Source organism: Enterobacter cloacae complex sp. ECL72, assembly GCF_019056635.1.
Lineage (GTDB): Bacteria > Pseudomonadota > Gammaproteobacteria > Enterobacterales > Enterobacteriaceae > Enterobacter > Enterobacter hormaechei_C.
The window spans coordinates 3,219,995-3,240,205 of sequence record NZ_CP077659.1 but is presented as its reverse complement, the minus strand read 5'-3'; the positions used below and the strand labels follow the sequence as shown (position 1 = coordinate 3,240,205).

Annotated in this window: 22 protein-coding genes; 10 read left to right on the top strand and 12 right to left on the bottom strand. The window is 58.2% G+C overall.

The window, feature by feature from the left end; translation table 11 throughout:
- Positions 1 to 17: 17 nt before the first annotated feature.
- On the bottom strand, positions 18 to 158 hold the full coding sequence (locus tag KTH07_RS23505; protein ID WP_223230135.1) for a peptidase: 141 nt from the start codon (positions 156 to 158) through the stop codon (positions 18 to 20).
- Between KTH07_RS23505 and nlpD the strand changes: the two genes are divergently transcribed.
- Complete coding sequence (gene nlpD / locus KTH07_RS15680) at positions 91 to 1,164, top strand: murein hydrolase activator NlpD (protein ID WP_223230139.1); 1,074 nt, start codon at positions 91 to 93, stop codon at positions 1,162 to 1,164. The two genes, KTH07_RS23505 and nlpD, sit on opposite strands and share 68 nt — an antisense overlap.
- Before the next feature lie 59 nt (positions 1,165 to 1,223).
- Positions 1,224 to 2,216 carry an RNA polymerase sigma factor RpoS gene (gene rpoS / locus KTH07_RS15675; protein WP_013098493.1) on the top strand — a complete coding sequence of 331 codons (993 nt, stop codon included), beginning with the start codon at positions 1,224 to 1,226 and terminating at the stop codon, positions 2,214 to 2,216.
- Positions 2,217 to 2,266: 50 nt separating this feature from the next.
- On the opposite strand, the gene KTH07_RS15670 is transcribed toward rpoS, so the two are convergent.
- A complete protein-coding gene (locus KTH07_RS15670; RefSeq protein ID WP_045331246.1) occupies positions 2,267 to 2,644 on the bottom strand; it encodes a DUF4440 domain-containing protein in 378 nt (125 codons plus the stop codon).
- Complete coding sequence (locus KTH07_RS15665) at positions 2,641 to 3,843, bottom strand: MFS transporter (protein ID WP_063162077.1); 1,203 nt, start codon at positions 3,841 to 3,843, stop codon at positions 2,641 to 2,643. The genes KTH07_RS15670 and KTH07_RS15665 overlap by 4 nt, the downstream gene beginning before the upstream one ends.
- Positions 3,844 to 3,952: 109 nt before the next feature.
- Between KTH07_RS15665 and KTH07_RS15660 the strand changes: the two genes are divergently transcribed.
- Positions 3,953 to 4,840, top strand: coding sequence for a LysR family transcriptional regulator (locus KTH07_RS15660; protein WP_023304325.1), 888 nt, complete (start codon positions 3,953 to 3,955; stop codon positions 4,838 to 4,840).
- Here the strand turns inward: KTH07_RS15660 and KTH07_RS15655 are convergent.
- Entirely contained in the window at positions 4,837 to 5,244 is a 408-nt protein-coding gene (locus tag KTH07_RS15655; RefSeq protein WP_023304324.1) for a MarR family winged helix-turn-helix transcriptional regulator, read from the bottom strand. The genes KTH07_RS15660 and KTH07_RS15655 overlap by 4 nt on opposite strands.
- 173 nt (positions 5,245 to 5,417) lie before the next feature.
- On the opposite strand from KTH07_RS15655, the gene KTH07_RS15650 reads away from it, so the two are divergent.
- The 3 genes from KTH07_RS15650 to KTH07_RS15640 are packed head-to-tail and all read left to right on the top strand — an operon-like array spanning position 5,418 to position 7,669.
- Positions 5,418 to 6,020 carry a non-oxidative hydroxyarylic acid decarboxylases subunit B gene (locus KTH07_RS15650; RefSeq protein ID WP_003862111.1) on the top strand — a complete coding sequence of 201 codons (603 nt, stop codon included), beginning with the start codon at positions 5,418 to 5,420 and terminating at the stop codon, positions 6,018 to 6,020.
- On the top strand, positions 6,010 to 7,437 hold the full coding sequence (locus KTH07_RS15645; RefSeq protein ID WP_217310796.1) for a non-oxidative hydroxyarylic acid decarboxylases subunit C: 1,428 nt from the start codon (positions 6,010 to 6,012) through the stop codon (positions 7,435 to 7,437). The genes KTH07_RS15650 and KTH07_RS15645 overlap by 11 nt, the downstream gene beginning before the upstream one ends.
- Positions 7,438 to 7,447: 10 nt before the next feature.
- On the top strand, positions 7,448 to 7,669 hold the full coding sequence (locus KTH07_RS15640) for a non-oxidative hydroxyarylic acid decarboxylases subunit D (protein ID WP_003862116.1): 222 nt from the start codon (positions 7,448 to 7,450) through the stop codon (positions 7,667 to 7,669).
- Between the two features lie 140 nt (positions 7,670 to 7,809).
- Here the strand turns inward: KTH07_RS15640 and mutS are convergent, their stop codons facing one another.
- Together mutS and KTH07_RS15630 are read right to left on the bottom strand one after the other, a co-directional pair.
- Entirely contained in the window at positions 7,810 to 10,371 is a 2,562-nt protein-coding gene (gene mutS / locus KTH07_RS15635; protein ID WP_075606813.1) for a DNA mismatch repair protein MutS, read from the bottom strand.
- Positions 10,372 to 10,484: 113 nt separating this feature from the next.
- On the bottom strand, positions 10,485 to 10,715 hold the full coding sequence (locus KTH07_RS15630; RefSeq protein ID WP_017692767.1) for a SymE family type I addiction module toxin: 231 nt from the start codon (positions 10,713 to 10,715) through the stop codon (positions 10,485 to 10,487).
- Positions 10,716 to 10,890: 175 nt separating this feature from the next.
- On the opposite strand from KTH07_RS15630, the gene KTH07_RS15625 reads away from it, so the two are divergent.
- Complete coding sequence (locus KTH07_RS15625) at positions 10,891 to 11,235, top strand: nitrous oxide-stimulated promoter family protein (protein WP_022649174.1); 345 nt, start codon at positions 10,891 to 10,893, stop codon at positions 11,233 to 11,235.
- Positions 11,236 to 11,296: 61 nt separating this feature from the next.
- On the opposite strand, the gene flhA is transcribed toward KTH07_RS15625, so the two are convergent.
- The 6 genes from flhA to hypA form a co-directional block, all read right to left on the bottom strand.
- Entirely contained in the window at positions 11,297 to 13,369 is a 2,073-nt protein-coding gene (flhA, locus tag KTH07_RS15620) for a formate hydrogenlyase transcriptional activator FlhA (RefSeq protein WP_063162076.1), read from the bottom strand.
- 62 nt (positions 13,370 to 13,431) lie between these two features.
- Positions 13,432 to 14,442 (bottom strand): hydrogenase expression/formation protein HypE, encoded by a 1,011-nt coding sequence (gene hypE / locus KTH07_RS15615; RefSeq protein WP_017692768.1) that lies wholly within the window; start codon positions 14,440 to 14,442, stop codon positions 13,432 to 13,434.
- Positions 14,439 to 15,560: a hydrogenase formation protein HypD gene (hypD, locus tag KTH07_RS15610; RefSeq protein ID WP_017692769.1), complete on the bottom strand. Its 1,122-nt coding sequence runs from the start codon at positions 15,558 to 15,560 to the stop codon at positions 14,439 to 14,441. The genes hypE and hypD overlap by 4 nt, the downstream gene beginning before the upstream one ends.
- Before the next feature lie 3 nt (positions 15,561 to 15,563).
- Positions 15,564 to 15,836: a HypC/HybG/HupF family hydrogenase formation chaperone gene (locus KTH07_RS15605; RefSeq protein ID WP_023295333.1), complete on the bottom strand. Its 273-nt coding sequence runs from the start codon at positions 15,834 to 15,836 to the stop codon at positions 15,564 to 15,566.
- Positions 15,827 to 16,690: a hydrogenase nickel incorporation protein HypB gene (gene hypB, locus KTH07_RS15600; protein WP_023304320.1), complete on the bottom strand. Its 864-nt coding sequence runs from the start codon at positions 16,688 to 16,690 to the stop codon at positions 15,827 to 15,829. The genes KTH07_RS15605 and hypB overlap by 10 nt, the downstream gene beginning before the upstream one ends.
- 3 nt (positions 16,691 to 16,693) lie before the next feature.
- Entirely contained in the window at positions 16,694 to 17,044 is a 351-nt protein-coding gene (hypA, locus tag KTH07_RS15595; protein WP_006811742.1) for a hydrogenase maturation nickel metallochaperone HypA, read from the bottom strand.
- A gap of 210 nt (positions 17,045 to 17,254) precedes the next feature.
- Here hypA and hycA point away from each other — a divergent pair, with 210 nt between their 5' ends.
- The 3 genes from hycA to hycC all read left to right on the top strand — a co-directional run bounded on the left by hycA (position 17,255) and on the right by hycC (position 20,211).
- Positions 17,255 to 17,719, top strand: coding sequence for a formate hydrogenlyase regulator HycA (gene hycA / locus KTH07_RS15590; protein WP_017382804.1), 465 nt, complete (start codon positions 17,255 to 17,257; stop codon positions 17,717 to 17,719).
- Positions 17,720 to 17,791: 72 nt separating this feature from the next.
- Positions 17,792 to 18,400, top strand: a complete 609-nt coding sequence (locus tag KTH07_RS15585) for a 4Fe-4S dicluster domain-containing protein (protein ID WP_017382803.1) — start codon at positions 17,792 to 17,794, stop codon at positions 18,398 to 18,400.
- Complete coding sequence (gene hycC, locus KTH07_RS15580) at positions 18,397 to 20,211, top strand: formate hydrogenlyase subunit 3 (RefSeq protein ID WP_023304318.1); 1,815 nt, start codon at positions 18,397 to 18,399, stop codon at positions 20,209 to 20,211. The genes KTH07_RS15585 and hycC overlap by 4 nt, the downstream gene beginning before the upstream one ends.

The window sequence follows — 20,211 nt, the reverse complement described above, 5'->3', positions numbered from 1 at the left end:
TTTTAAGTCACTGGTAGTTAACACATTCCTGGGGGATAAATGAGCGCGGGAAGCCCAAAATTCACCATCAGCCGTGTTGCGGCATTATCACTGGTTTCGCTCTGGCTGGCAGGCTGTACAAGTTCTGACAATGCACCTGCGCCCGTCAGTTCCGTCAATGGAACCAGCGGCTCGGGTAACACGTCCAGCGGAATGTTGATTACCCCTCCGCCTAAAATGGGCACGTCCACGGCGCAGCAAACTCCGCAGATCCAGCCGGTTCAGCGTCCAGTTACGCAGCCTTCGCAGATTCAGCCAGTGGATCAGCCTGTTCAGACCGAAAATGGCCGCATAGTGTATAACCGTAAGTATGGGAACATTCCGAAAGGTAGCTATACCGGCGGCAGCACCTATACCGTGAAGCGCGGCGATACGCTGTTCTATATTGCCTGGATCACCGGGAACGATTTCCGCGATCTGGCACAGCGAAACAACGTCCAGGCCCCGTATGGTCTGGAAGTCGGGCAAACGCTCCAGGTAGGCAATGCAACGGGTACCCCACTGACGCCTGGCAACACGGTTTCAGCGGCAGATGTGACGGCTCAAAATAACAGCGTTAAGCCTGCACAAAAATCCACCACGGTGGTTGCTTCACAACCTGTAATTACGTATTCTGAGGATTCAGGTGATCAGAGTGCTAACAAAATGTTGCCGAATAATAAAGGTACTGCGACTGTTGTCACAGCACCGACTACGGCACCTGTGGTTAGCTCTACTGTACCGACTGCAAGCAGTCAGAATGCCAGCTCGTCAATCACCACCTGGCGCTGGCCAACTGACGGCAAGATTATCGAGAACTTTGCTACCTCTGAGGGGGGCAACAAAGGGATCGATATCGCAGGCAGTAAAGGACAGGCAATCATCGCGACCGCAGACGGGCGCGTTGTCTATGCCGGTAACGCACTGCGCGGTTACGGTAATCTTATTATCATCAAACATAATGATGATTACCTGAGTGCCTACGCCCATAACGACACTATGCTGGTCCGGGAACAACAAGAAGTTAAGGCGGGGCAAAAAATCGCTACCATGGGTAGCACCGGAACCAGTTCTACACGCTTGCATTTTGAAATTCGTTACAAGGGGAAATCCGTAAACCCGCTGCAATATTTACCGCAGCGATAAATTGATGGGACATGCCAGCCAGGGTGTCTCGTCCAGGGATCACGGGTAGGAGCCACCTTATGAGTCAGAATACGCTGAAAGTTCATGATTTAAATGAAGACGCGGAATTTGATGAGAACGGAGCAGAGGCTTTTGACGAAAAAGCCTTAGTAGAAGAGGAACCCAGTGATAACGATTTGGCTGAAGAAGAGCTGTTATCGCAGGGTGCCACACAGCGTGTGCTGGACGCGACTCAGCTTTACCTTGGGGAGATTGGTTACTCCCCACTGCTAACGGCCGAAGAAGAAGTCTATTTCGCACGTCGTGCTTTGCGTGGTGATGTTGCCTCGCGTCGTCGCATGATCGAAAGTAACCTGCGACTGGTCGTGAAAATTGCCCGCCGTTACGGCAATCGTGGTCTGGCTCTGCTGGATCTGATTGAAGAGGGCAACTTAGGTCTCATCCGCGCAGTTGAGAAGTTTGACCCGGAACGCGGGTTCCGTTTCTCAACCTACGCGACCTGGTGGATTCGTCAGACCATCGAACGGGCTATTATGAACCAGACCCGTACGATTCGACTGCCGATCCACATCGTCAAAGAGTTGAATGTTTATCTGCGTACCGCGCGCGAGTTGTCCCATAAACTGGACCACGAGCCAAGTGCGGAAGAGATTGCAGAACAACTCGACAAACCGGTTGATGACGTAAGCCGTATGCTGCGTCTCAACGAGCGCATTACCTCGGTTGACACCCCGCTGGGTGGCGACTCCGAAAAAGCGCTGCTGGACATCCTGGCCGATGAAAAAGACAACGGCCCGGAAGACACCACGCAGGACGATGACATGAAACAGAGCATCGTCAAATGGCTGTTCGAACTGAACGCTAAACAGCGTGAAGTGCTGGCACGTCGTTTCGGTTTACTGGGGTATGAAGCTGCGACACTGGAAGACGTCGGCCGTGAGATTGGCCTGACCCGTGAACGTGTTCGTCAGATTCAGGTTGAAGGCCTACGCCGCCTGCGTGAAATCCTGCAAGGGCAAGGTCTGAATATCGAAGCGCTGTTCCGCGAGTAAGCAACCATTCGTCAGAAAAGGCCCGTCGTGAGACGGGCCTTTTTTATGCCTTACGGCTGCGCCGTTTCGTGCAGCAAACGCCAGGTGATGTTATCCCCTTCCTGATTAAGCACCGCGGTTGACCAGCGCACGTTGACGGCCTGGCCTGGCCGGGTTTGCGTCTCCCGGTAATGGAGCACCGCGCCGTTGTCCCATGTCTGAAGCGTTGTTAACGCATCAATGTCGATCCTGAGCCCGGGGCGGGTTCCCCGCTGCGCATATAAAAATTGGGCAAGCGCGTGATGATCTAAAGGGTTGCCACTCGGTGGAACCATCAGAAAATCCGGACGGAAACGGGCGAGCAGGGCGTCCCGATCGCTTTCGCCTGCCCCTAACCAGTTTTCAAGGGCGACGTGAATGTCGAGGATCTCTTGTTCGAAATGGGTCATGGTTGCTCCTGTTGCAGTTGCGCAAGTAACTGCGTGTTGTTAAGAAGGTAGACGTACAGTACGGGCAGTAGGGTGATGGCTGCGGCAAAAACAAACATCCCGTGCCAGGCGGCCAGCGGCGCGAGATAATCCTGCATGAAGCTCAGCGCCTGCGCCAGCAGCAGGGCGCCCGCAAAAAAGCTCAACTGACGATTCAGATTCCATAGCGCGCTGGCATCGGGCATATCTTCCGGTCGCATCGTCAAAAACGCGCTGCTCTGAGCCGTACTGCTGCAAAGACTTCCCCCCGCGCCCATCAACGTAAATGCAACGGCAGGTAACAGCATAGCCGGGCCGACGTTAACTAAAAGCAGAATGCCCGTCGCCTGCAAAAGGCAACCGATGATCACCAGCGGCCGGGGGCCGATACGGTTGAAATAGCGTCCTGTCGCGGTGATAGCCAAAAACGAAGCCACAGACCACGGCAGCATAAGCATGCCCGTTGCAGCGGGCGTCATATTGGCCTCGCTCTGGAGGTAAAACATGCCCGTTACGTTCACGCCGATAAAGATGCCGGGTACGCACACATAGATAAGCATGGATAAGCGCAACAGCGGATCCGTCAGCAAAGACAGGTTTACTGCCCTGGTGGTGTTTATCGGCGACGGTTCTGTTTTAAGCCACGCGCAGGCCAAAGCAAAGGTGACAATGGCGACGGGCAGGGTGGCAAAAAATATCCAGCGCCAGCTGAATGTCTGAACCAGCATGCCGCCCACAGCCGGTGAGCAGGCGGGGGCAAGCAGCGCGACCAGCATCACCGCCGAGGAGAGTCTGGCCCGCTCATGAGGCTTAAACTGTTGCCAGGTCAGCGCCTGACCAACCGGGATCAGTAAACCGCCTCCGGCGCCGTGTACGACTCGCCAGGCAATCAGACTTTCCAGCGAAGAGGAGAGACCCGCCGCAACGGAGGCCGCGCTAAAGAGAAGCAGTGAGAGCAGGATAACGCGTTTCGGCCCGACGCGGCGCGTCAGGATACTGCTGAAAGGGATGACTAACGTCAGTCCGGCAATGTATCCGTTACTTACCCAGGTAAGCGCGGAAGGTGTGGTATTGAAAGCGCGAGCCATCGCCGGAAAGGCGACGCTGGCAATAAACATGTTTATCAAATCAAGGAAAAAGCCGAGCAGAAAGACGACGGCGATTTTGCTGCGATACGTCATGGAAGTTCCTCCGGTGAGGTGGCGTATCGTATCGGTCCGCGCGTTACGGATAAACGCGACAAAGCACGATATACTGTCAACATTATTTTGACAGTTAACCAGGCAAGCGATGCTTAATTTACAGCGTACGGCGATGTTTATCGCCGTAGCGGACACCGGCAGTTTCACCGCCGCGGCGGAGGCGATGGGGCTGACAAAAGCGGTGGTCAGCTTTCATATTCGTCAGCTTGAAGAGGAGCTGGGCGTCACCCTGTTGCTGCGAACCACCCGACGCCTGACGCTGACCGAGGCGGGGAAGCTCTTTCATCAACGAAGCGTGATGCTGTTACGGGATGCAGAGCGATTGCAGGATGATGTTCGCGCCAACCACGCCGGGCTGACGGGAGAACTGCGGATCACCACCACGCCCGAATATGGCTCGCAGGTGGTGGTGCCTTTGCTGGCTGAATTTAGCCAGCTGCACCCGGACCTCCGCGTGCGGCATGTCTCGTCCTCTTTGCATGCCGATCTTATCGCCGAGCGCTTCGATGTCGCTATCCGGCTCGGCACGCTTGCAGATTCGCGCTACCACGCCGCGTTGATGACCTCCTTCACCATCCTGCCCGTGGCAACGCCAGGCTGGCTGGCAAACCATCCGGTTAACTCGCTGGAGCAGCTGGCGGAAGCGGACTGGATCATTCACGAGCGTTTAACCTCGCCGCTGCGCTGGCAGATGAGAGGCGTTGATGGGCAGCCGGTTTCCTTTGAGATCAAGAAAGCGCCGCGCCTGTATGCAGACAGCGCCCAGGCGCTGATGGCTTTTGCCCTCGCGGGATGTGGAGTGGCGCTGCTGCCGGAGTGGCTGGTGCGAAACGCACTGGATGCAGGGGAACTGGTCTCGCTGTTACCGGCGTACACGTTCGCTCAGCAGGGCATCTATGCCGTTTATCCTGATGCCCGGCATGTGCCCGCGAAAGTGCGAACATTTATTGATTTTATGCGCGTCAGGGTTACTTAATCCTGCATCATCTTTTTAATGAGCGCTGAAAATTGCTCTCGTTCCGCGCCGTTAAGGCGCCCTAAAAACGTCTCATCCACCTCATTTCCAATCGGTTTACTGCTCTCAAGCAGGGCCTCACCTTCGGCCGTCAGAAAGACAAACCGACGGCGCTTGTCCGCCGGATCGTGCTCGCGCCTGACCAGGCCGCGTGCTTCCATGCGGCTCAGCATTTCTGCCAGCGTCGCTTTGGTGCTCACCGCGACTTCAGTCAGGGCAACCTGCTCAATGCCAGGATTTTCAGCAATTGACCGCATCACCGCATACTGTGGCTTTGTCAGTTCGGGCAATGCGTGCTGCCACTGGGCGGTATGCTGTTGAAAAAGCTGACGTAGCAGGTGAAAAGCTTCTTGTCTTAACTCCATGGACACTCCGACGGAAAAATACTCCCTCTATGATAGCCGCTCTCGGGCTGAATTTTAACGCGAGAGTTTTTTAGCGATTAGTGTGATCGTATGCGAACGATCTTGTCAGCAGCAGGATCGAGGCGTAGGTTAATTAATATGTTCGTATACGAACAAACTTATTGAGGTGCTGAATGAGATTGATTGTGGGAATGACGGGCGCAACGGGTGCGCCATTAGGCGTGGCGTTGTTGCAGGCGCTGCGGGAAATGCCGGAGGTGGAAACGCATCTGGTGATGTCGAAGTGGGCAAAAACCACGATTGAGCTGGAAACGCCCTTCACTGCGCATGACGTTGCTGCCCTGGCGGATGTCGTCCATAGCCCGGCCGATCAGGCTGCCACCATCTCCTCCGGCTCGTTTCGCACCGACGGCATGATCGTCATCCCGTGCAGCATGAAAACGCTGGCGGGTATCCGCGCGGGCTACGCCGAAGGGCTGGTAGGGCGTGCGGCAGACGTGGTGCTGAAAGAGGGACGCAAGCTGGTGCTGGTTCCCCGTGAGACGCCGCTCAGCACCATCCATCTCGAGAACATGCTTGCCCTTTCCCGCATGGGCGTGGCGATGGTGCCGCCTATGCCTGCGTACTACAACCACCCGCAAACCGCCGATGACATTACCCAGCATATCGTGACCCGCGTTCTCGACCAGTTCGGTCTGGAGCATAAAAAAGCCCGGCGCTGGGAAGGTTTGCAGGCAGCGAAACATTTTTCACAGGAGAATAAAGATGGCATTTGATGATTTGAGAAGCTTCTTGCAGGCGCTCGATGAGCAAGGGCAGCTGCTGAAAATTGAGGAAGAGGTAAACGCTGAGCCGGATTTAGCGGCGGCCGCCAACGCTACCGGGCGCATTGGCGATGGCGCGCCTGCGCTGTGGTTCGATAATATTCGCGGTTTCACCGATGCCCGTGTGGTGATGAACACTATCGGCTCGTGGCAAAACCACGCTATTTCGATGGGGCTGCCGGCGAATACCCCGGTGAAAAAACAGATCGACGAGTTTATTCGTCGCTGGGACAAATTTCCCGTCGCGCCAGAGCGTCGTGCAAACCCGGCCTGGGCGCAGAACACGGTGGACGGGGAAGACATTAATCTGTTCGACATTCTGCCGCTGTTCCGCCTGAACGACGGTGACGGGGCCTTTTATCTCGATAAAGCATGCGTTGTCTCCCGCGATCCGCTCGACCCCGATCACTTCGGCAAGCAGAACGTCGGGATCTATCGTATGGAAGTGAAGGGCAAGCGTAAGCTCGGCCTGCAACCGGTGCCGATGCACGATATTGCGTTGCATCTGCATAAGGCAGAAGAGCGCGGCGAAGACCTGCCAATTGCCATTACGCTGGGTAACGATCCGATCATCACCCTGATGGGCGCCACGCCGCTGAAATACGATCAGTCCGAGTATGAGATGGCCGGTGCGCTACGTGAAAGCCCGTATCCGATTGCGACGGCTCCGCTGACCGGTTTCGATGTGCCGTGGGGGTCGGAAGTGATCCTGGAAGGGGTGATTGAAGGCCGGAAACGTGAAATTGAAGGGCCCTTCGGTGAGTTTACCGGTCACTACTCCGGCGGGCGCAACATGACGGTTGTGCGTATCGACAAAGTTTCTTACCGCACTAAACCGATTTTCGAATCTCTCTACCTGGGCATGCCGTGGACCGAGATTGATTATCTGATGGGGCCCGCCACCTGCGTACCGCTCTATCAGCAGCTGAAGGCTGAATTCCCGGAAGTGCAGGCGGTAAACGCCATGTACACCCACGGTCTGCTGGCGATTATCTCCACTAAAAAGCGTTACGGCGGTTTTGCCCGTGCGGTCGGGCTCCGCGCCATGACCACGCCACACGGTCTGGGTTACGTGAAGATGGTGATTATGGTGGATGAAGATGTCGATCCGTTTAACCTGCCGCAGGTGATGTGGGCGCTGTCATCGAAGGTCAATCCGGCAGGCGATCTGGTACAGCTACCGAATATGTCTGTGCTCGAGCTTGACCCCGGCTCCAGCCCGGCGGGGATCACTGACAAGCTGATCATTGATGCCACCACCCCTGTTGCCCCGGACAACCGTGGTCACTACAGCCAGCCGGTACAGGATCTCCCTGAAACCAAAGCCTGGGCCGAAAAACTGACCGCGATGCTGGCGGCACGTCAATAAGGAGGAAAAAATGATTTGTCCACGTTGTGCCGATGAACATATTGAAGTGATGGCAACATCACCGGTGAAAGGTGTCTGGACGGTATACCAGTGTCAGCACTGTCTGTATACCTGGCGCGATACCGAACCGCTGCGCCGTACCAGCCGCGAGCATTACCCGGAAGCGTTCCGCATGACGCAGAAGGATATTGATGAGGCGCCGCAGGTGCCGACGATCCCGCCGCTGCTGTAAAAAAAGCCCGGTGGCGGCTGCGCTTACCGGGCGATAATATTGTGCGGTCCTTTGCCCGGTGGCGCTACGCTTACCGGGCCTACGGGTTTTGTAGGCCGGGTAAGGCGAAGCCGCCACCCGGCAAAAAAGACCGCAGAGAACTAAAGCAGACTCTTCAACCGATAAATCCACTCCAGCGCCTGTCGCGGCGTCAGGGTATCCGGGTCGAGATTTTCCAGCGCTTCCACGGCCGGAGAGGTCTCTTCCGGGACCGCCAGCAGTGACATCTGCGTACCATCTATCTGCGTCGCCGCCGCATTCGGTGACAAACTTTCCAGTTCACGCAGTTTCTGACGCGCGCGCTTGATCACCTCTTTTGGCACGCCCGCCAGCGCCGCGACGGCCAGGCCATAACTCTTGCTTGCCGCGCCGTCCTGCACCGTGTGCATAAAGGCGATGGTGTCGCCGTGCTCAAGCGCATCAAGGTGGACGTTAGCCACGCCTTCCATTTTCTCTGGCAGCTGTGTCAGTTCGAAATAGTGCGTTGCGAACAGCGTCAGCGCCTTGATTTTATTTGCCAGACTTTCCGCGCACGCCCAGGCCAGGGACAGGCCGTCATAGGTGGAGGTACCGCGTCCTACTTCGTCCATCAACACCAGACTGTTCTCTGTCGCGTTATGCAGAATGTTGGCGGTTTCGGTCATCTCGACCATAAAGGTAGAGCGACCGCTCGCCAGATCGTCCGCAGCACCCACACGGGTGAAGATACGGTCGATAGGGCCAATCTCAACCTTCTGCGCCGGAACGTAGCTGCCGATGTAGGCGAGCAGCGCGATAAGGGCTGTCTGGCGCATATAGGTACTTTTACCGCCCATGTTGGGACCGGTAATGATCAGCATTCTTCGCTGCGGTGACAGGTTCAACGGGTTGGCAATAAACGGCTCGTTCAGCACCTGCTCAACCACCGGGTGGCGGCCTTCGGTAATGCGAATGCCGGGTTTGTCAGTAAAGGTCGGACAGGTGTAGTTCAGCGTATCGGCGCGCTCGGCCAGGTTTACCAGGACATCCAGCTCGGCCAGCGCAGCGGCGCTCAGTTGCAGGTCAGCCAGGTGCGGCATCAGGATGTCAAACAGCTCGTCATACAGCTGTTTCTCCAGCGCCAGCGCTTTACCTTTCGACGTGAGCACTTTGTCTTCGTACTCTTTCAGCTCGGGAATAATGTAGCGCTCGGCATTTTTCAGCGTCTGGCGGCGAACGTAGTGAATCGGCGCCAGGTGACTCTGCCCACGGCTGATCTGGATATAGTAACCGTGTACCGCGTTGTAGCCGACTTTCAGGGTGTCGAGCCCCAGACGTTCACGCTCGCGGATTTCCAGCTTATCCAGATAATCCGTCGCGCCATCGGCCAGCGCACGCCATTCGTCCAGCTCTTCGTTATAACCTGGAGCAATAACCCCGCCATCCCGCACCAGAACAGGCGGCGCATCAATGATGGCGCGTTCCAGCAGTTCGCGAAGCTCGGTAAATTCGCCCATGGTTTCGCGCAGCTTCTGCACTGGCGCGCTGTCGATCTCTCCCAGCTGAGCACGCAGTTCCGGCAACTGCTGGAACGCGTGACGCATACGGGCAAGATCGCGTGGACGCGCGGTGCGCAGTGCCAGGCGCGCCAGGATACGCTCAAGATCACCCACCTGACGCAGCACCGGCTGCAAGTCGGTGTAACGATCCTGCAATGCGGCAATGGTTTGCTGGCGGCCGATCAGCGTGTCGGTATTGCGGATCGGCATATGCAGCCAGCGTTTGAGCATACGGCTGCCCATGGGGGTAACCGTGCTGTCGAGAACCGACGCCAGCGTATTTTCCATGCCGCCAGCGAGGTTCTGAGTGATCTCCAGGTTGCGGCGCGTGGCGGCATCCATGATGATGCTGTCCTGCTGACGCTCCATGGTAATGGAACGGATATGGGGCAGGGCGGTACGCTGCGTATCCTTAACGTACTGCAACAGGCAGCCTGCGGCACACAGCCCGCGCGGGGCGTTTTCTACGCCAAAGCCAATCAAATCTCGCGTGCCAAATTGCAGGTTCAGCTGCTGGCGCGCGGTATCAATTTCGAACTCCCACAGTGGACGACGACGCAGGCCGCGGCGACCTTCAATCAGCGCCCTCTCGGCGAAATCCTCTGCATAAAGCAGTTCTGCCGGATTGGTGCGCTGTAGTTCAGCCGCCATGGTTTCACGGTCAGCCGGTTCACTCAGGCGAAAACGACCGGAGCTGATATCCAGCGTGGCGTAGCCAAACCCTTTACCGTCCTGCCAGATCGCCGCCAGCAGGTTATCTTGGCGCTCCTGAAGCAGGGCCTCATCACTGATGGTTCCCGGCGTCACGATGCGTACGACTTTGCGCTCAACGGGGCCTTTCGACGTGGCCGGGTCGCCAATTTGTTCGCAGATAGCGACAGACTCACCCTGGTTCACCAGCTTCGCCAGATAGTTTTCAACCGCGTGATGCGGGATACCTGCCATCGGGATGGGCTCGCCTGCTGACGCGCCACGTTTCGTCAGGGAAATGTCGAGCAGCTGAGACGCACGTTTCGCATCGTCATAAAAAAGCTCGTAAAAATCGCCCATACGGTAAAACAGCAAAATTTCCGGATGCTGTGCCTTCAGCTTCAGGTACTGCTGCATCATTGGCGTATGCGCGTCGAAATTGTCGATTGTGCTCATGGAGTTATGATATCCATTTCTTTGAAAATATTACGCTTTGAGCGGCTCAATGGCCGATTGTTCCTTCTATTGTCGCATGAAAAAAAGGTGCGGCGCAGAAAAAAGTCACGACTTTACGAGGCATCTTCCACCATTAATTCAATGATGATTTTCCCGTGCTCGACGCCCACCCGAACCTGCGAGTTGGTGGTAAATCCCGCTTGCTCAAGCCAGTCGCCTTTCAGGCTCAGCGCTGCGTGTACGCTGTAGCGTTTTGGAATTTTCGTTTTACGGTCTTCATGACGTTTTCTGAAGTAACCCACTTTCAAGTGACGATAGGGTTTGGCGATCGCGATCTCTTGCATAAGCTCTCCGGTGAATGCGGTCAAAGGTGGTTATTTATGCCTGTATAAAATACCAGTAAAACGCAGCGGGGGGCGGGGTAATTCTGGAAGGGCGCTTCAGAAAATGGAATGCAATGACTGAAAATGTGCGGATAAAAGGGTATTATAAATGCACTTTATTGTTGAGGACGACGTTATGTCCGGTAAACGTATTTCACGAGAAAAAAAGACGATCGCCAGAATGATCGCCCTGTACGAAAACAGGTGTCCGCACGCCATAAAAGAAGAGGGGCACTATTCGGCGCTCAAGGCTTATGCCGATAAGCGGCTGGATAAATGCGTGTTTGGTGAGGAAAAACCTGCCTGCAAACAGTGCCCTGTGCACTGTTATCAGCCCGCCCGACGGGAAGAGATGAAGCAGGTGATGCGCTGGGCAGGGCCACGTATGTTATGGCGCCATCCGATTCTGACCATCCGTCATCTGATCGACGATCGCCGTCCGGTTCCGGAATTACCCGAAAAGTATCGGCCCAAAAAATAACCGGCTCCGCGCCGCAGTGGGCGACAAATTACGCGCAGGGCGACGTCGCCGGAATGACGGGTTAATTCAGGCTCTCTTTATCGATTCCCAGACGCTTCATGCGCGAGAGCAGGGTGGTACGCTTCAGACCCAGCCGTTGCGCCGCACCTTTCGGTCCGGCTACCACGCCGTTGGTCTCCTTCAGCACTCGCATAATGAGCTGATATTCATCTTCTCCCTCTTTCGCAAGCTCGGTTGCGGTCACGGTCGTTTCAGAAGGAGTAACCTCTGGCAGGGAGAGCTGGAGCACGTTCCCGCGGGTCAGCAGGACCGCGCGTTCAATGACGTTTTCCAGCTCGCGCACGTTCCCCGGCCACTCCATCGCCGAGAGTGTGCGTAGCGTTTCGGCAGGAATAATGTCGATATTTCGCCCCATCCGGCGGGCAATCTTCGCGGTAAAGGCTTTCACCAGCAGCGGAATATCTTCCGGGCGCTCGCGCAGCGGCGGCAGGCAGATCGGGAAGACGTTCAGGCGATAGTAAAGATCGCTGCGAAACTCGCGGTCGGCGACCATTTTTTTCAGATCGCGATTGGTGGCGGCAATCAGACGCACGTCGGTCTGGATCAGCTTGTTGCTGCCGAGGCGCTCGAACTCCTGCTCCTGCAAAACGCGCAGCAGCTTGGGCTGAAGCTCCAGCGGCATATCGCCCACTTCGTCGAGGAACAACGAGCTTTTATCCGCCAGTTCAAAACGGCCCAGCCGCTGGCTGCTGGCGCCGGTAAAGGCGCCGCGCTCGTGGCCGAACAGGTCGCTTTCCAGTAAGCCCGCAGGCATCGCCGCGCAGTTCATCTTCACCATCCGGCGGCTATTGCGGTTGCTCAGATTGTGGATCGCCCGGGCAATCAGCTCTTTCCCGGTACCGGTTTCACCGAGGATCAGCACCGTGCTGTCGCTCTGCGCCACCATTTCCACCTGCTTAAGGACGCTGTACATGGCATCGCTGCGCCCGATGATTTCGCCAAACTCGCTGTCCACGTTGTTGAGCTGCTCGGTCAGCGCCAGGTTTTCGTCCACCAGCCTCTCCTTCAGGCGGTGGATCTCCTGATAGGCGAGGGCGTTATCCAGCGCAATGGAGATACGCTCGGCGATCTGGCGCAGCAGCTTCAGGTTAGCGGTGGTAAATACGGCTTCATCGCACTGCGCCAGTTTAAGCACGCCGAGCATGGTGTTGCCGGACATCAGCGGCAGCAGGCACAGGGTCTGGATCTTGTTGCCCCAGGTGTTGAACAACATCCGCTCGTAGGGGGCTACCGGATCCTGTTCATTGAGATTGAGCAGCAGGATCTCTTTGCTTTTAAATACCCGCTCGGACAGCGTTCCCGCTTCGTCCACTTCGCTCTGCTCGTGCGCCGGGTTGGCTTCATCAAGGTAGTGGGTGGAGTAGATGTTGAGCTTGCCTTTCCGGTTGCCGCGTAGCGCAATGCTGATGGCATCGATTTTAAAATAGTGATGGATCTCTTTTGACACTTCGCTGACCAACTCATCCATGTCCAGGCGGGAGAGCACGGCGTTGGTGACGGCAACCAGAATGCGGAAGTTATCGCGCTCGCGGCTCAGCAGGTCGTAGTCCACATTATTGGTGACGCGGCTTTGGATCTGCTCCGCGACAACGGCCACAATCTGGGTAAAGGTGTGCAGGCGTTCGTACTCCGCCTCGCTCCAGGGCTGGTCGGTATCGCGGATAAACTCGCAGCCGCCAAAAATTTGCCCTTCCACCGCCAGCGGCAGCATGCTGTAGTGGCCGAATGGGTGGTAAAGATTGCTCTCTGCCAGCTTCGGCCAGGCCTGGCGAAACTGGTCAAAATTGCAGTGCAGCGCTTCCGGGCGGGAGAGGATACGCCGCACCGGGCCGTGGGCCAGAAACGTTTCATCTTCATATTCGAAGATTTTGCCGTTATCACGCGTTGAGAAATAGCTCGCGCGGTGGGTTGCGCTATGCCAGAGCACAATGGCGGCGCTGTCCGCCAGCGCTGATTGCCTGACCAGCCGCGTCAGGGCATCGCTCAGCGCGCCGAGATCGGGCTGTTGTAAAAGTGTGCGCGTGATGTCAAACAGGCCCTGCTGTCCAAGATCGCTCATCGGTGTATACGGCATTGTTGCTTTCCAATAGAAACTGGCAAAAAGAGAAATTCAGCGCTGACCGCTTTTGGCGCGGTCTAGCAAATTCGGGGTAACGGTTCAGCGTGCGGCAGATCCAGCGTGCGCTTCACGCCGTAAAGCCCGGTCAGGCGCACCCCTTTGCGCTCAACCACGTCGCCGATGATGGCCGCGTCTTTCCCTAAAGGATGCGTGCGCAGCTGTGCAAGTACGGCTTCCGCCGCCGCGCGTTCCACGCCGATCACCAGCTTGCCCTCATTGGCAAAGTTAAGCGGGTTTAGACCTAGTAGCTCGCACAGCCCGCGCACGGCGGGCTTAACGGGCAGGCCGCGCTCGGTCAGCTCAATCCCGCAGCCGCAGCTTGCCGCGAACTCGTGCACGACGGCATTCACGCCGCCCCGCGTGGCGTCGCGCAGGGCTTTTACGCCCGGCATGTCGCGCAGCGTCTGGATCAGCGGCGTGAGTACCGCGCAGTCACTGCGCAGCTCGCCATCCAGCCCCAGGCCTTCGCGCAGGTTCAGGATGGTTGCCCCGTGGCAGCCCAGCGTGCCGCTGACAATCAGCACGTCGCCTGCGCAAAGCTGCTGCGCGCCCCAGTGAATGTCGGCAGGGATCGCGCCCATCCCGGCTGTGTTGATGAAGAGCTTATCCGCCGCGCCGCGCTGCACCACCTTGGTATCCCCGGTGACGATGGCGATCCCCGCCTCGCGGGCGGTGTGCGCCATGCTGTTGACCACCGCCGTGAGCGTCTCCATTGGTAACCCTTCTTCGAGGATAAACCCGCAGGAGAGGTAGCGGGGGATCGCGCCGCTGACGGCGACGTCGTTTGCCGTGCCGCAGACGGCGAGCTTGCCGATATCGCCTCCCGGGAAGAACAGCGGGTCAATCACGTAGCTGTCGGTAGAGAACGCCAGCCTGTCACCGTGGGCGGTCAGGGCCGCGAGGTCAATACGCGCCTGATCTTCCTGCTCGGCGAGCCAGGGGTTATTAAAGGCTTCCATAAACAGCCGGTTAATCAGCTGCTGCATCGCCTGTCCACCGCTTCCGTGCGCCATTTCCACCGTGTTCATGCTTCACACTCCTGGTTGCGATAGTGATACCACGCGGCGCATGCCCCTTCGGAAGAGACCATCAGCGCGCCAAACGCGGTTTGCGGGTTACAGGCGTTGCCAAATAACGGGCAGTGATGAGGTTTGCATTTGCCGGTGAGTACGTCGCCACAGCGGGCGCGGGGATCGTCGCACACCTGCTGCGGCTGCGGGCGGAAATGCGCTTCGGCGTCGAAGGCGCGATACGCGGGCGTCAGGTGTACGCCGGATTCGGCAATCAGCCCCAGTCCGCGCCACTCGCTGTCGCCTTCGACGCTAAACACGTCGGCTATGGCCTGCTGTGCCCGTCTGTTACCTGCATCGGGCACCACGCGACGATACTGATTTTCCACCGCACTCAGGGCCGCTATTTTCTGCTCAACCAGCATGGTCACGCCTTGCAGTAGATCAAGTGGCTCGAAACCAGCCACCACTAACGGACGATTGTACTGTTCAGCGATAAAACCGTAGGCTTCTGTGCCGATCACCATGCTGACGTGGCCCGGCGCCAGAAACGCGTCGATACCGTTATCCGGCGCTTCAAGCAGGCTGCGCAGCGTGGGAATAAGCGTGATGTGCTGGCAGAAAAAGTAAAAGTTTGTGACGTTGCGGGCTTTAGCCTGCTGGAGGGTAATGGCGGTGGCGGGCATGGTGGTTTCAAAACCCAGCCCGAAAAAGACGACCTTACGCTCAGGATTAGCCATCGCCAGCGTCAGGGCATCCATCGGTGAGTAGACGATCCGCACGTCTGCGCCGCGCGCCTTCGCCTGGAGCAGCGAGCCATTTTTTCCCGGTACACGCATGGCGTCGCCAAAGGTGCAAAAAATCACACCGGGGCGGCTGGCGATGTCGATACAGCTGTCGATGCGCCCCATCGGCAGCACGCACACCGGGCAGCCGGGGCCGTGGATAAACTCGATGTTCTCCGGCAGCAGCTGGTCGAGGCCAAATTTAAAGATGGCGTGGGTGTGTCCGCCGCACACCTCCATGATCCGCAGCGGTTTTTCTTTCGTGTAGTCCAGCAGCGAGGCGCGGGTCTTCAGGCGATCGATAAGCTGCAACACCTGCTCAGGCGCGCGATATTCATCAACGTAACGCATGTGTTAACGTTCCTCCCCATACAACAGGGCGCCCACGTCCGGCTCGACATCGAACATATTCTGTAGCGCGTCCAGCGTGTCGCGGGCTTCTTCCTCATTAATCACGCTCATGGCAAAACCCACGTGGACCAGCACCCACTGGCCGAGACGCGATGCGCCGGTCTCATCGTGGCTGCCTACCAGCGTCAGGTCGACATCGCGCAGGATGCCGCAGACCTCCACTTTGGCCTGATTGCCGTCGAGGGAATGAATTTGTCCGGGGACGCCTATGCACATCGTTCGTTCTCCAGCCAGTTCAGCCAGGCGTCCATCCCGTCGCCACGCGTGGCGGAAACCAGCAGGATCTCAATGTCCGGGTTCACTTCCCGGGCGTAAGCCAGGCACTTATCCACGTCGAAATTCAGGTACGGCAGCAGGTCGACCTTGTTCAGCAGCATGACGGAGGCGGCGGCAAACATATGCGGATATTTAAGCGGCTTGTCTTCCCCTTCGGTCACGGAGAGCACCGCCACTTTATGCCGCTCGCCGAGGTCGAAGCTTGCCGGGCAAACCAGGTTGCCGACGTTTTCAATAAACAGGATACCGTTATCCGCCAGCGGCAGGCGCGGGGCGGCGTCGGCAATCATCTGCGCGTCCAGGTGGCACCCTTTCCCGGTGTTGACCTGAATCGCAGGCGTACCGGTTTCGCGGATGCGCGCGGCGTCGTTTACCGTTTGCTGGTCGCCTTCGATTACGGCGCAGGAGACGTGTTCGTTCAGACGTTTAAGGGTTTCGGTCAGCAGCGTGGTTTTACCGGAGCCGGGGCTGGAGACCAGGTTCAGCACCAGCTGTTCGCGCGCGGCAAAGCGGGCGCGATTGCGGGCGGCGAGCTGGTTATTCTTGTCCAGCACGTTGATCTCCACCTCCAGCATCTGGCGCTGGCTGATGCCCGGCGCGTGCGTACCCGCTTCGCCATGGCCGTAATGGAGGTCGCCCGCGTCGGAACGCTGCGGGGCAAAGGTGATGCCGGTCAGTGCCGCCGCGGGACGCGGGGCAGGGGAAAAGGGCGCGGAGCGAAACGCGGAGTGGGGACGGTGTTCATCCCCTTCTATATACAGGTTGCCTTCAGCGCAACCGCAGGTACTACACATACATTACTCCTTCTCGATTTCGAGGCGTTGGATCTGCATACCGTCATCCGCCACGATGCGCAGCCCGCTGCTCTGGCACTGCGGACAGCGCTGCACCTTCGATGACAGCAGCGTGACGTACTCCTGACACTGCTCGCACCAGCACTCTGCCTGCTGCTCTTCAATATGCAGCTCGCAGCCTTCCGCCAGCGTGCCGCGGCATACCAGCTCAAAACAGAAGGTGAGGGCGCTGGTCTCGACGCAGGAAAACGCCCCGACCTTCAGCCAGACGCCGGTGACGCGTTTCGCGTGGTTTTGCACTGCCTGCTGTTCGATAAGTTCCAGTGCCCGCTGGCAGAGGGTAATTTCGTGCATGACGCCTCCTTAATGAATTGCCCCTTCAATGCAATAACGGTGCCAGCTTGATTTGCGTTATGGCGTGACGATGTCAACGCTGTCGAAATGACACGTCGACACCGCGGCGATGACAGTGCGCTTCTCTTTAAAATCCATTTAAATCAATAAATTAAAAACTGGCACGAAATCTGCTTAACAGCCGCTAACTCCATTAACCGGATACCTTTTATGACTATTTGGGAAATTAGCGAAAAAGCGGATTACATCGCGCAACGTCATCAGCAGCTCCAGGAGCAATGGCACCTGTACTGCAATTCACTGATCCAGGGGATTACGCTGTCGAAGGCCCATCTGCATCACGCCATGAGCTGTGCGGCGCAGGGGGATATGCGTTTTGTCCTGTTCGGTCACTTTACGATTTACGTCACCCTGGCGGAGACCTTCAACAGCCACACGATTGAGTACTACGTCGAGACGAAAGAGGGCGACAGGCACTGCATCGCCCGGGCGCAGCTGATGGCGGACGGCATGGTGGACGGTCATGTCAGCAACCGCGATCGCCAGCAGGTGCTGGAGCACTATCTGGAGAAAATCGCGCCGGTTTATAACGGCCTCTACGCCGCCGTTGAGCACGATCGGCCAGTCAACCTGAAACAGCTGATCGACGGAAAATCCTCCGCGAACGTGGCCTGAAAAGCGAGTGTCGAGAAGTGTCGATAAGACAGTTTTTTTCGTCAAAAATGACTATCACCAGAGGATGACCCGGTGAACCGTTTTGTAATTGCTGACTCGACGGTCTGTATTGGCTGTCGGACCTGTGAGGCGGCGTGCTCGGAAACGCACCGCCTGCACGGGCTACAGTCCATGCCGCGCCTGCGCGTCATGCGTAATGAGAAAGAGTCTGCCCCGCAGCTCTGTCACCACTGTGAAGACGCTCCGTGCGCGGGCGTCTGTCCTGTCAATGCCATCACCCGCGTTGACGGCGCGGTACAGCTGAACGAAAGCCTGTGCGTGAGCTGCAAGCTGTGCGGCATCGCCTGTCCGTTCGGCGCCATTGAGTTTTCAGGCAGCCGCCCGCTGCATATTCCGGCGAATGCTAATACTGCGAAAGCGCCGCCTGCGCCACCGGCTCCGGCACGCGTGAGTACGCTGCTGGACTGGGTGCCGGGCATTCGCGCCGTTGCGGTGAAGTGCGATCTGTGCAGCTTCGATGAGCAGGGTCCGGCCTGCGTGCGGACCTGCCCGACCCGGGCGCTGGTCCTGGTCAACATCCGCGACATCGCTCGCACCAGCAAACGCAAGCGCGAGCTGACCATCAATACCGACGTTGGCGATCTTTCGCTGCTGCGGGCGCTTAACGAGGGGGCGAAATGAACGCGATAGTTATGATGACCAGCGGTGTGGCCTGGTTTGCCGCCGCCGCTGTCCTGGCGCTGCTTCTCTCCTTCCATAAAACGCTGAGCGGGGTGATCGCCGGTATCGGCGGGGCGGTCGGCAGCCTGATGACGCTGGCGGCGGGCGGGGTTGTCCTGATCGACGGCCAGTCTGTTGACACCCTCATCCCGCTGATTCACCACGCCGTTGAGCTTACGCCGCTGAACGCCATCTGGCTGATAACCTTTGGCCTGTGCGGGCTGTTTATCAGCCTGTTTAATATCGACTGGCACCGACATCAGCACACCAAAGCCAACGGCCTGCTGGTTAACCTGTTGATGGCCGCCGCGGTCTGTACCGTTATCGCCAGCAACCTCGGCGCGCTGGTGGTGATGGCAGAAATCATGGCCCTGTGCGGCGTGTTCCTGACCGGATGCAGCGCCTCCGGCAAGCTGTGGTTTGCGCTCGGACGTCTCGGCACGCTGCTGCTGGCGCTGGCCTGCTGGCTGGTGTGGCAGCGTTTCGGCACGCTGGATTTTGCCATGCTTAACGGCCAGCCGCTGGGCAACGACGTCTGGACGTTGGGCGTAGTTGGTTTTGGCCTGCTGGCCGGGATAATCCCGCTGCACGGCTGGGTGCCGCAGGCGCATGCCAATGCCTCAGCCCCGGCCGCTGCGCTGTTCTCCACCGTGGTGATGAAGGTCGGTCTGTTCGGCATCCTGATGATAACCCTGACGGGCGGTCAGCCGCCGCTGTGGTGGGGCGTGGCGCTGCTGATTGCAGGGATGATCACCGCGTTCGTCGGCGGGCTGTACGCGCTGATGGAGCACAACATCCAGCGTCTGCTGGCGTACCACACCCTGGAGAACATCGGGATTATCCTGCTCGGCATGGGCGCGGGCGTCACCGGGCTGGCGCTCAACCAGCCGGCGCTGATTGCCGCCGGGTTTATTGGCGGTCTGTATCACCTTATCAACCACAGTCTGTTTAAAAGCACCCTGTTCCTCGGTGCGGGCAGCGTCTGGTTCCGCACCGGGCACCGCGATATTGAAAAGCTCGGCGGGATTGGCAAAAAAATGCCCGTCATTTCGCTGGCGATGCTGGTCGGGCTGATGGCGATGGCTGCGCTGCCGCCGCTGAACGGCTTTGCCGGCGAGTGGGTGATTTATCAGTCCTTCTTCGCCCTCGGCCAGAGCGAGGCGTTTATCGGGCGTTTACTCGGCCCGCTGCTGGCGGTGGGCCTGGCGATCACCGGCGCGCTGGCGGTGATGTGTATGGCGAAGGTTTACGGCGTCACCTTCCTGGGCGCGCCGCGCACCCGCGAAGCGGAAAACGCCTGCTGCGCACCGCTACTGATGGGCGTAAGCGTGGTCGCACTGGCGCTGTGCTGCATCGCGGGCGGCGTCGCCGCGCCGTGGTTGCTGCCGCTGCTGGGCCACGCCATTCCGCTGCCGCTGGTCACGGCGCATACCGTCGTTTCCCAGCCGATGATGGCGCTGCTGCTGATTGCCGCGCCGCTCCTGCCGTTCGTGCTGATGCTGTTCTTCAGACGCGACCGTCTCGCCTCCCGCTCGCGCGGCGCGGCGTGGGCCTGCGGCTACGAACATGAGCAGTCGATGGTCATCACCGCCCACGGTTTCGCTATGCCGGTGAAGGAGAACTTCGCCGCCGTGCTGAAGCTGCGCCATTGGCTGAACCCGGTGGGCTGGGTGCCGGGCTGGCAGGGTGCCGCCGTGCCCGTGCTGTTCCGCCGCCTGGCGCTGATCGAGCTGGCGGTGCTGGTGGTGATTGTCATTTCACGAGGAGCCTGA

What these genes read in the sequence shown, in the direction of transcription:
- flhA (WP_063162076.1), bottom strand. Translation starts at nt 13,369, where the DNA reads ATGCCGTATACACCGATGAGCGATCTTGGACAGCAGGGCCTGTTTGAC.
- KTH07_RS15660 (WP_023304325.1), top strand. Translation starts at nt 3,953, where the DNA reads ATGCTTAATTTACAGCGTACGGCGATGTTTATCGCCGTAGCGGACACC.
- hypA (WP_006811742.1), bottom strand. Translation starts at nt 17,044, where the DNA reads ATGCACGAAATTACCCTCTGCCAGCGGGCACTGGAACTTATCGAACAG.
- KTH07_RS15650 (WP_003862111.1), top strand. Translation starts at nt 5,418, where the DNA reads ATGAGATTGATTGTGGGAATGACGGGCGCAACGGGTGCGCCATTAGGC.
- KTH07_RS15665 (WP_063162077.1), bottom strand. Translation starts at nt 3,843, where the DNA reads ATGACGTATCGCAGCAAAATCGCCGTCGTCTTTCTGCTCGGCTTTTTC.
- KTH07_RS15670 (WP_045331246.1), bottom strand. Translation starts at nt 2,644, where the DNA reads ATGACCCATTTCGAACAAGAGATCCTCGACATTCACGTCGCCCTTGAA.
- KTH07_RS15640 (WP_003862116.1), top strand. Translation starts at nt 7,448, where the DNA reads ATGATTTGTCCACGTTGTGCCGATGAACATATTGAAGTGATGGCAACA.
- KTH07_RS15630 (WP_017692767.1), bottom strand. Translation starts at nt 10,715, where the DNA reads ATGCAAGAGATCGCGATCGCCAAACCCTATCGTCACTTGAAAGTGGGT.
- hycA (WP_017382804.1), top strand. Translation starts at nt 17,255, where the DNA reads ATGACTATTTGGGAAATTAGCGAAAAAGCGGATTACATCGCGCAACGT.
- hypD (WP_017692769.1), bottom strand. Translation starts at nt 15,560, where the DNA reads ATGCGTTACGTTGATGAATATCGCGCGCCTGAGCAGGTGTTGCAGCTT.
- rpoS (WP_013098493.1), top strand. Translation starts at nt 1,224, where the DNA reads ATGAGTCAGAATACGCTGAAAGTTCATGATTTAAATGAAGACGCGGAA.
- hycC (WP_023304318.1), top strand. Translation starts at nt 18,397, where the DNA reads ATGAACGCGATAGTTATGATGACCAGCGGTGTGGCCTGGTTTGCCGCC.
- hypB (WP_023304320.1), bottom strand. Translation starts at nt 16,690, where the DNA reads ATGTGTAGTACCTGCGGTTGCGCTGAAGGCAACCTGTATATAGAAGGG.
- KTH07_RS15645 (WP_217310796.1), top strand. Translation starts at nt 6,010, where the DNA reads ATGGCATTTGATGATTTGAGAAGCTTCTTGCAGGCGCTCGATGAGCAA.
- KTH07_RS15625 (WP_022649174.1), top strand. Translation starts at nt 10,891, where the DNA reads ATGTCCGGTAAACGTATTTCACGAGAAAAAAAGACGATCGCCAGAATG.
- mutS (WP_075606813.1), bottom strand. Translation starts at nt 10,371, where the DNA reads ATGAGCACAATCGACAATTTCGACGCGCATACGCCAATGATGCAGCAG.
- KTH07_RS15655 (WP_023304324.1), bottom strand. Translation starts at nt 5,244, where the DNA reads ATGGAGTTAAGACAAGAAGCTTTTCACCTGCTACGTCAGCTTTTTCAA.
- KTH07_RS15605 (WP_023295333.1), bottom strand. Translation starts at nt 15,836, where the DNA reads ATGTGCATAGGCGTCCCCGGACAAATTCATTCCCTCGACGGCAATCAG.
- hypE (WP_017692768.1), bottom strand. Translation starts at nt 14,442, where the DNA reads ATGAACACGGTGGAAATGGCGCACGGAAGCGGTGGACAGGCGATGCAG.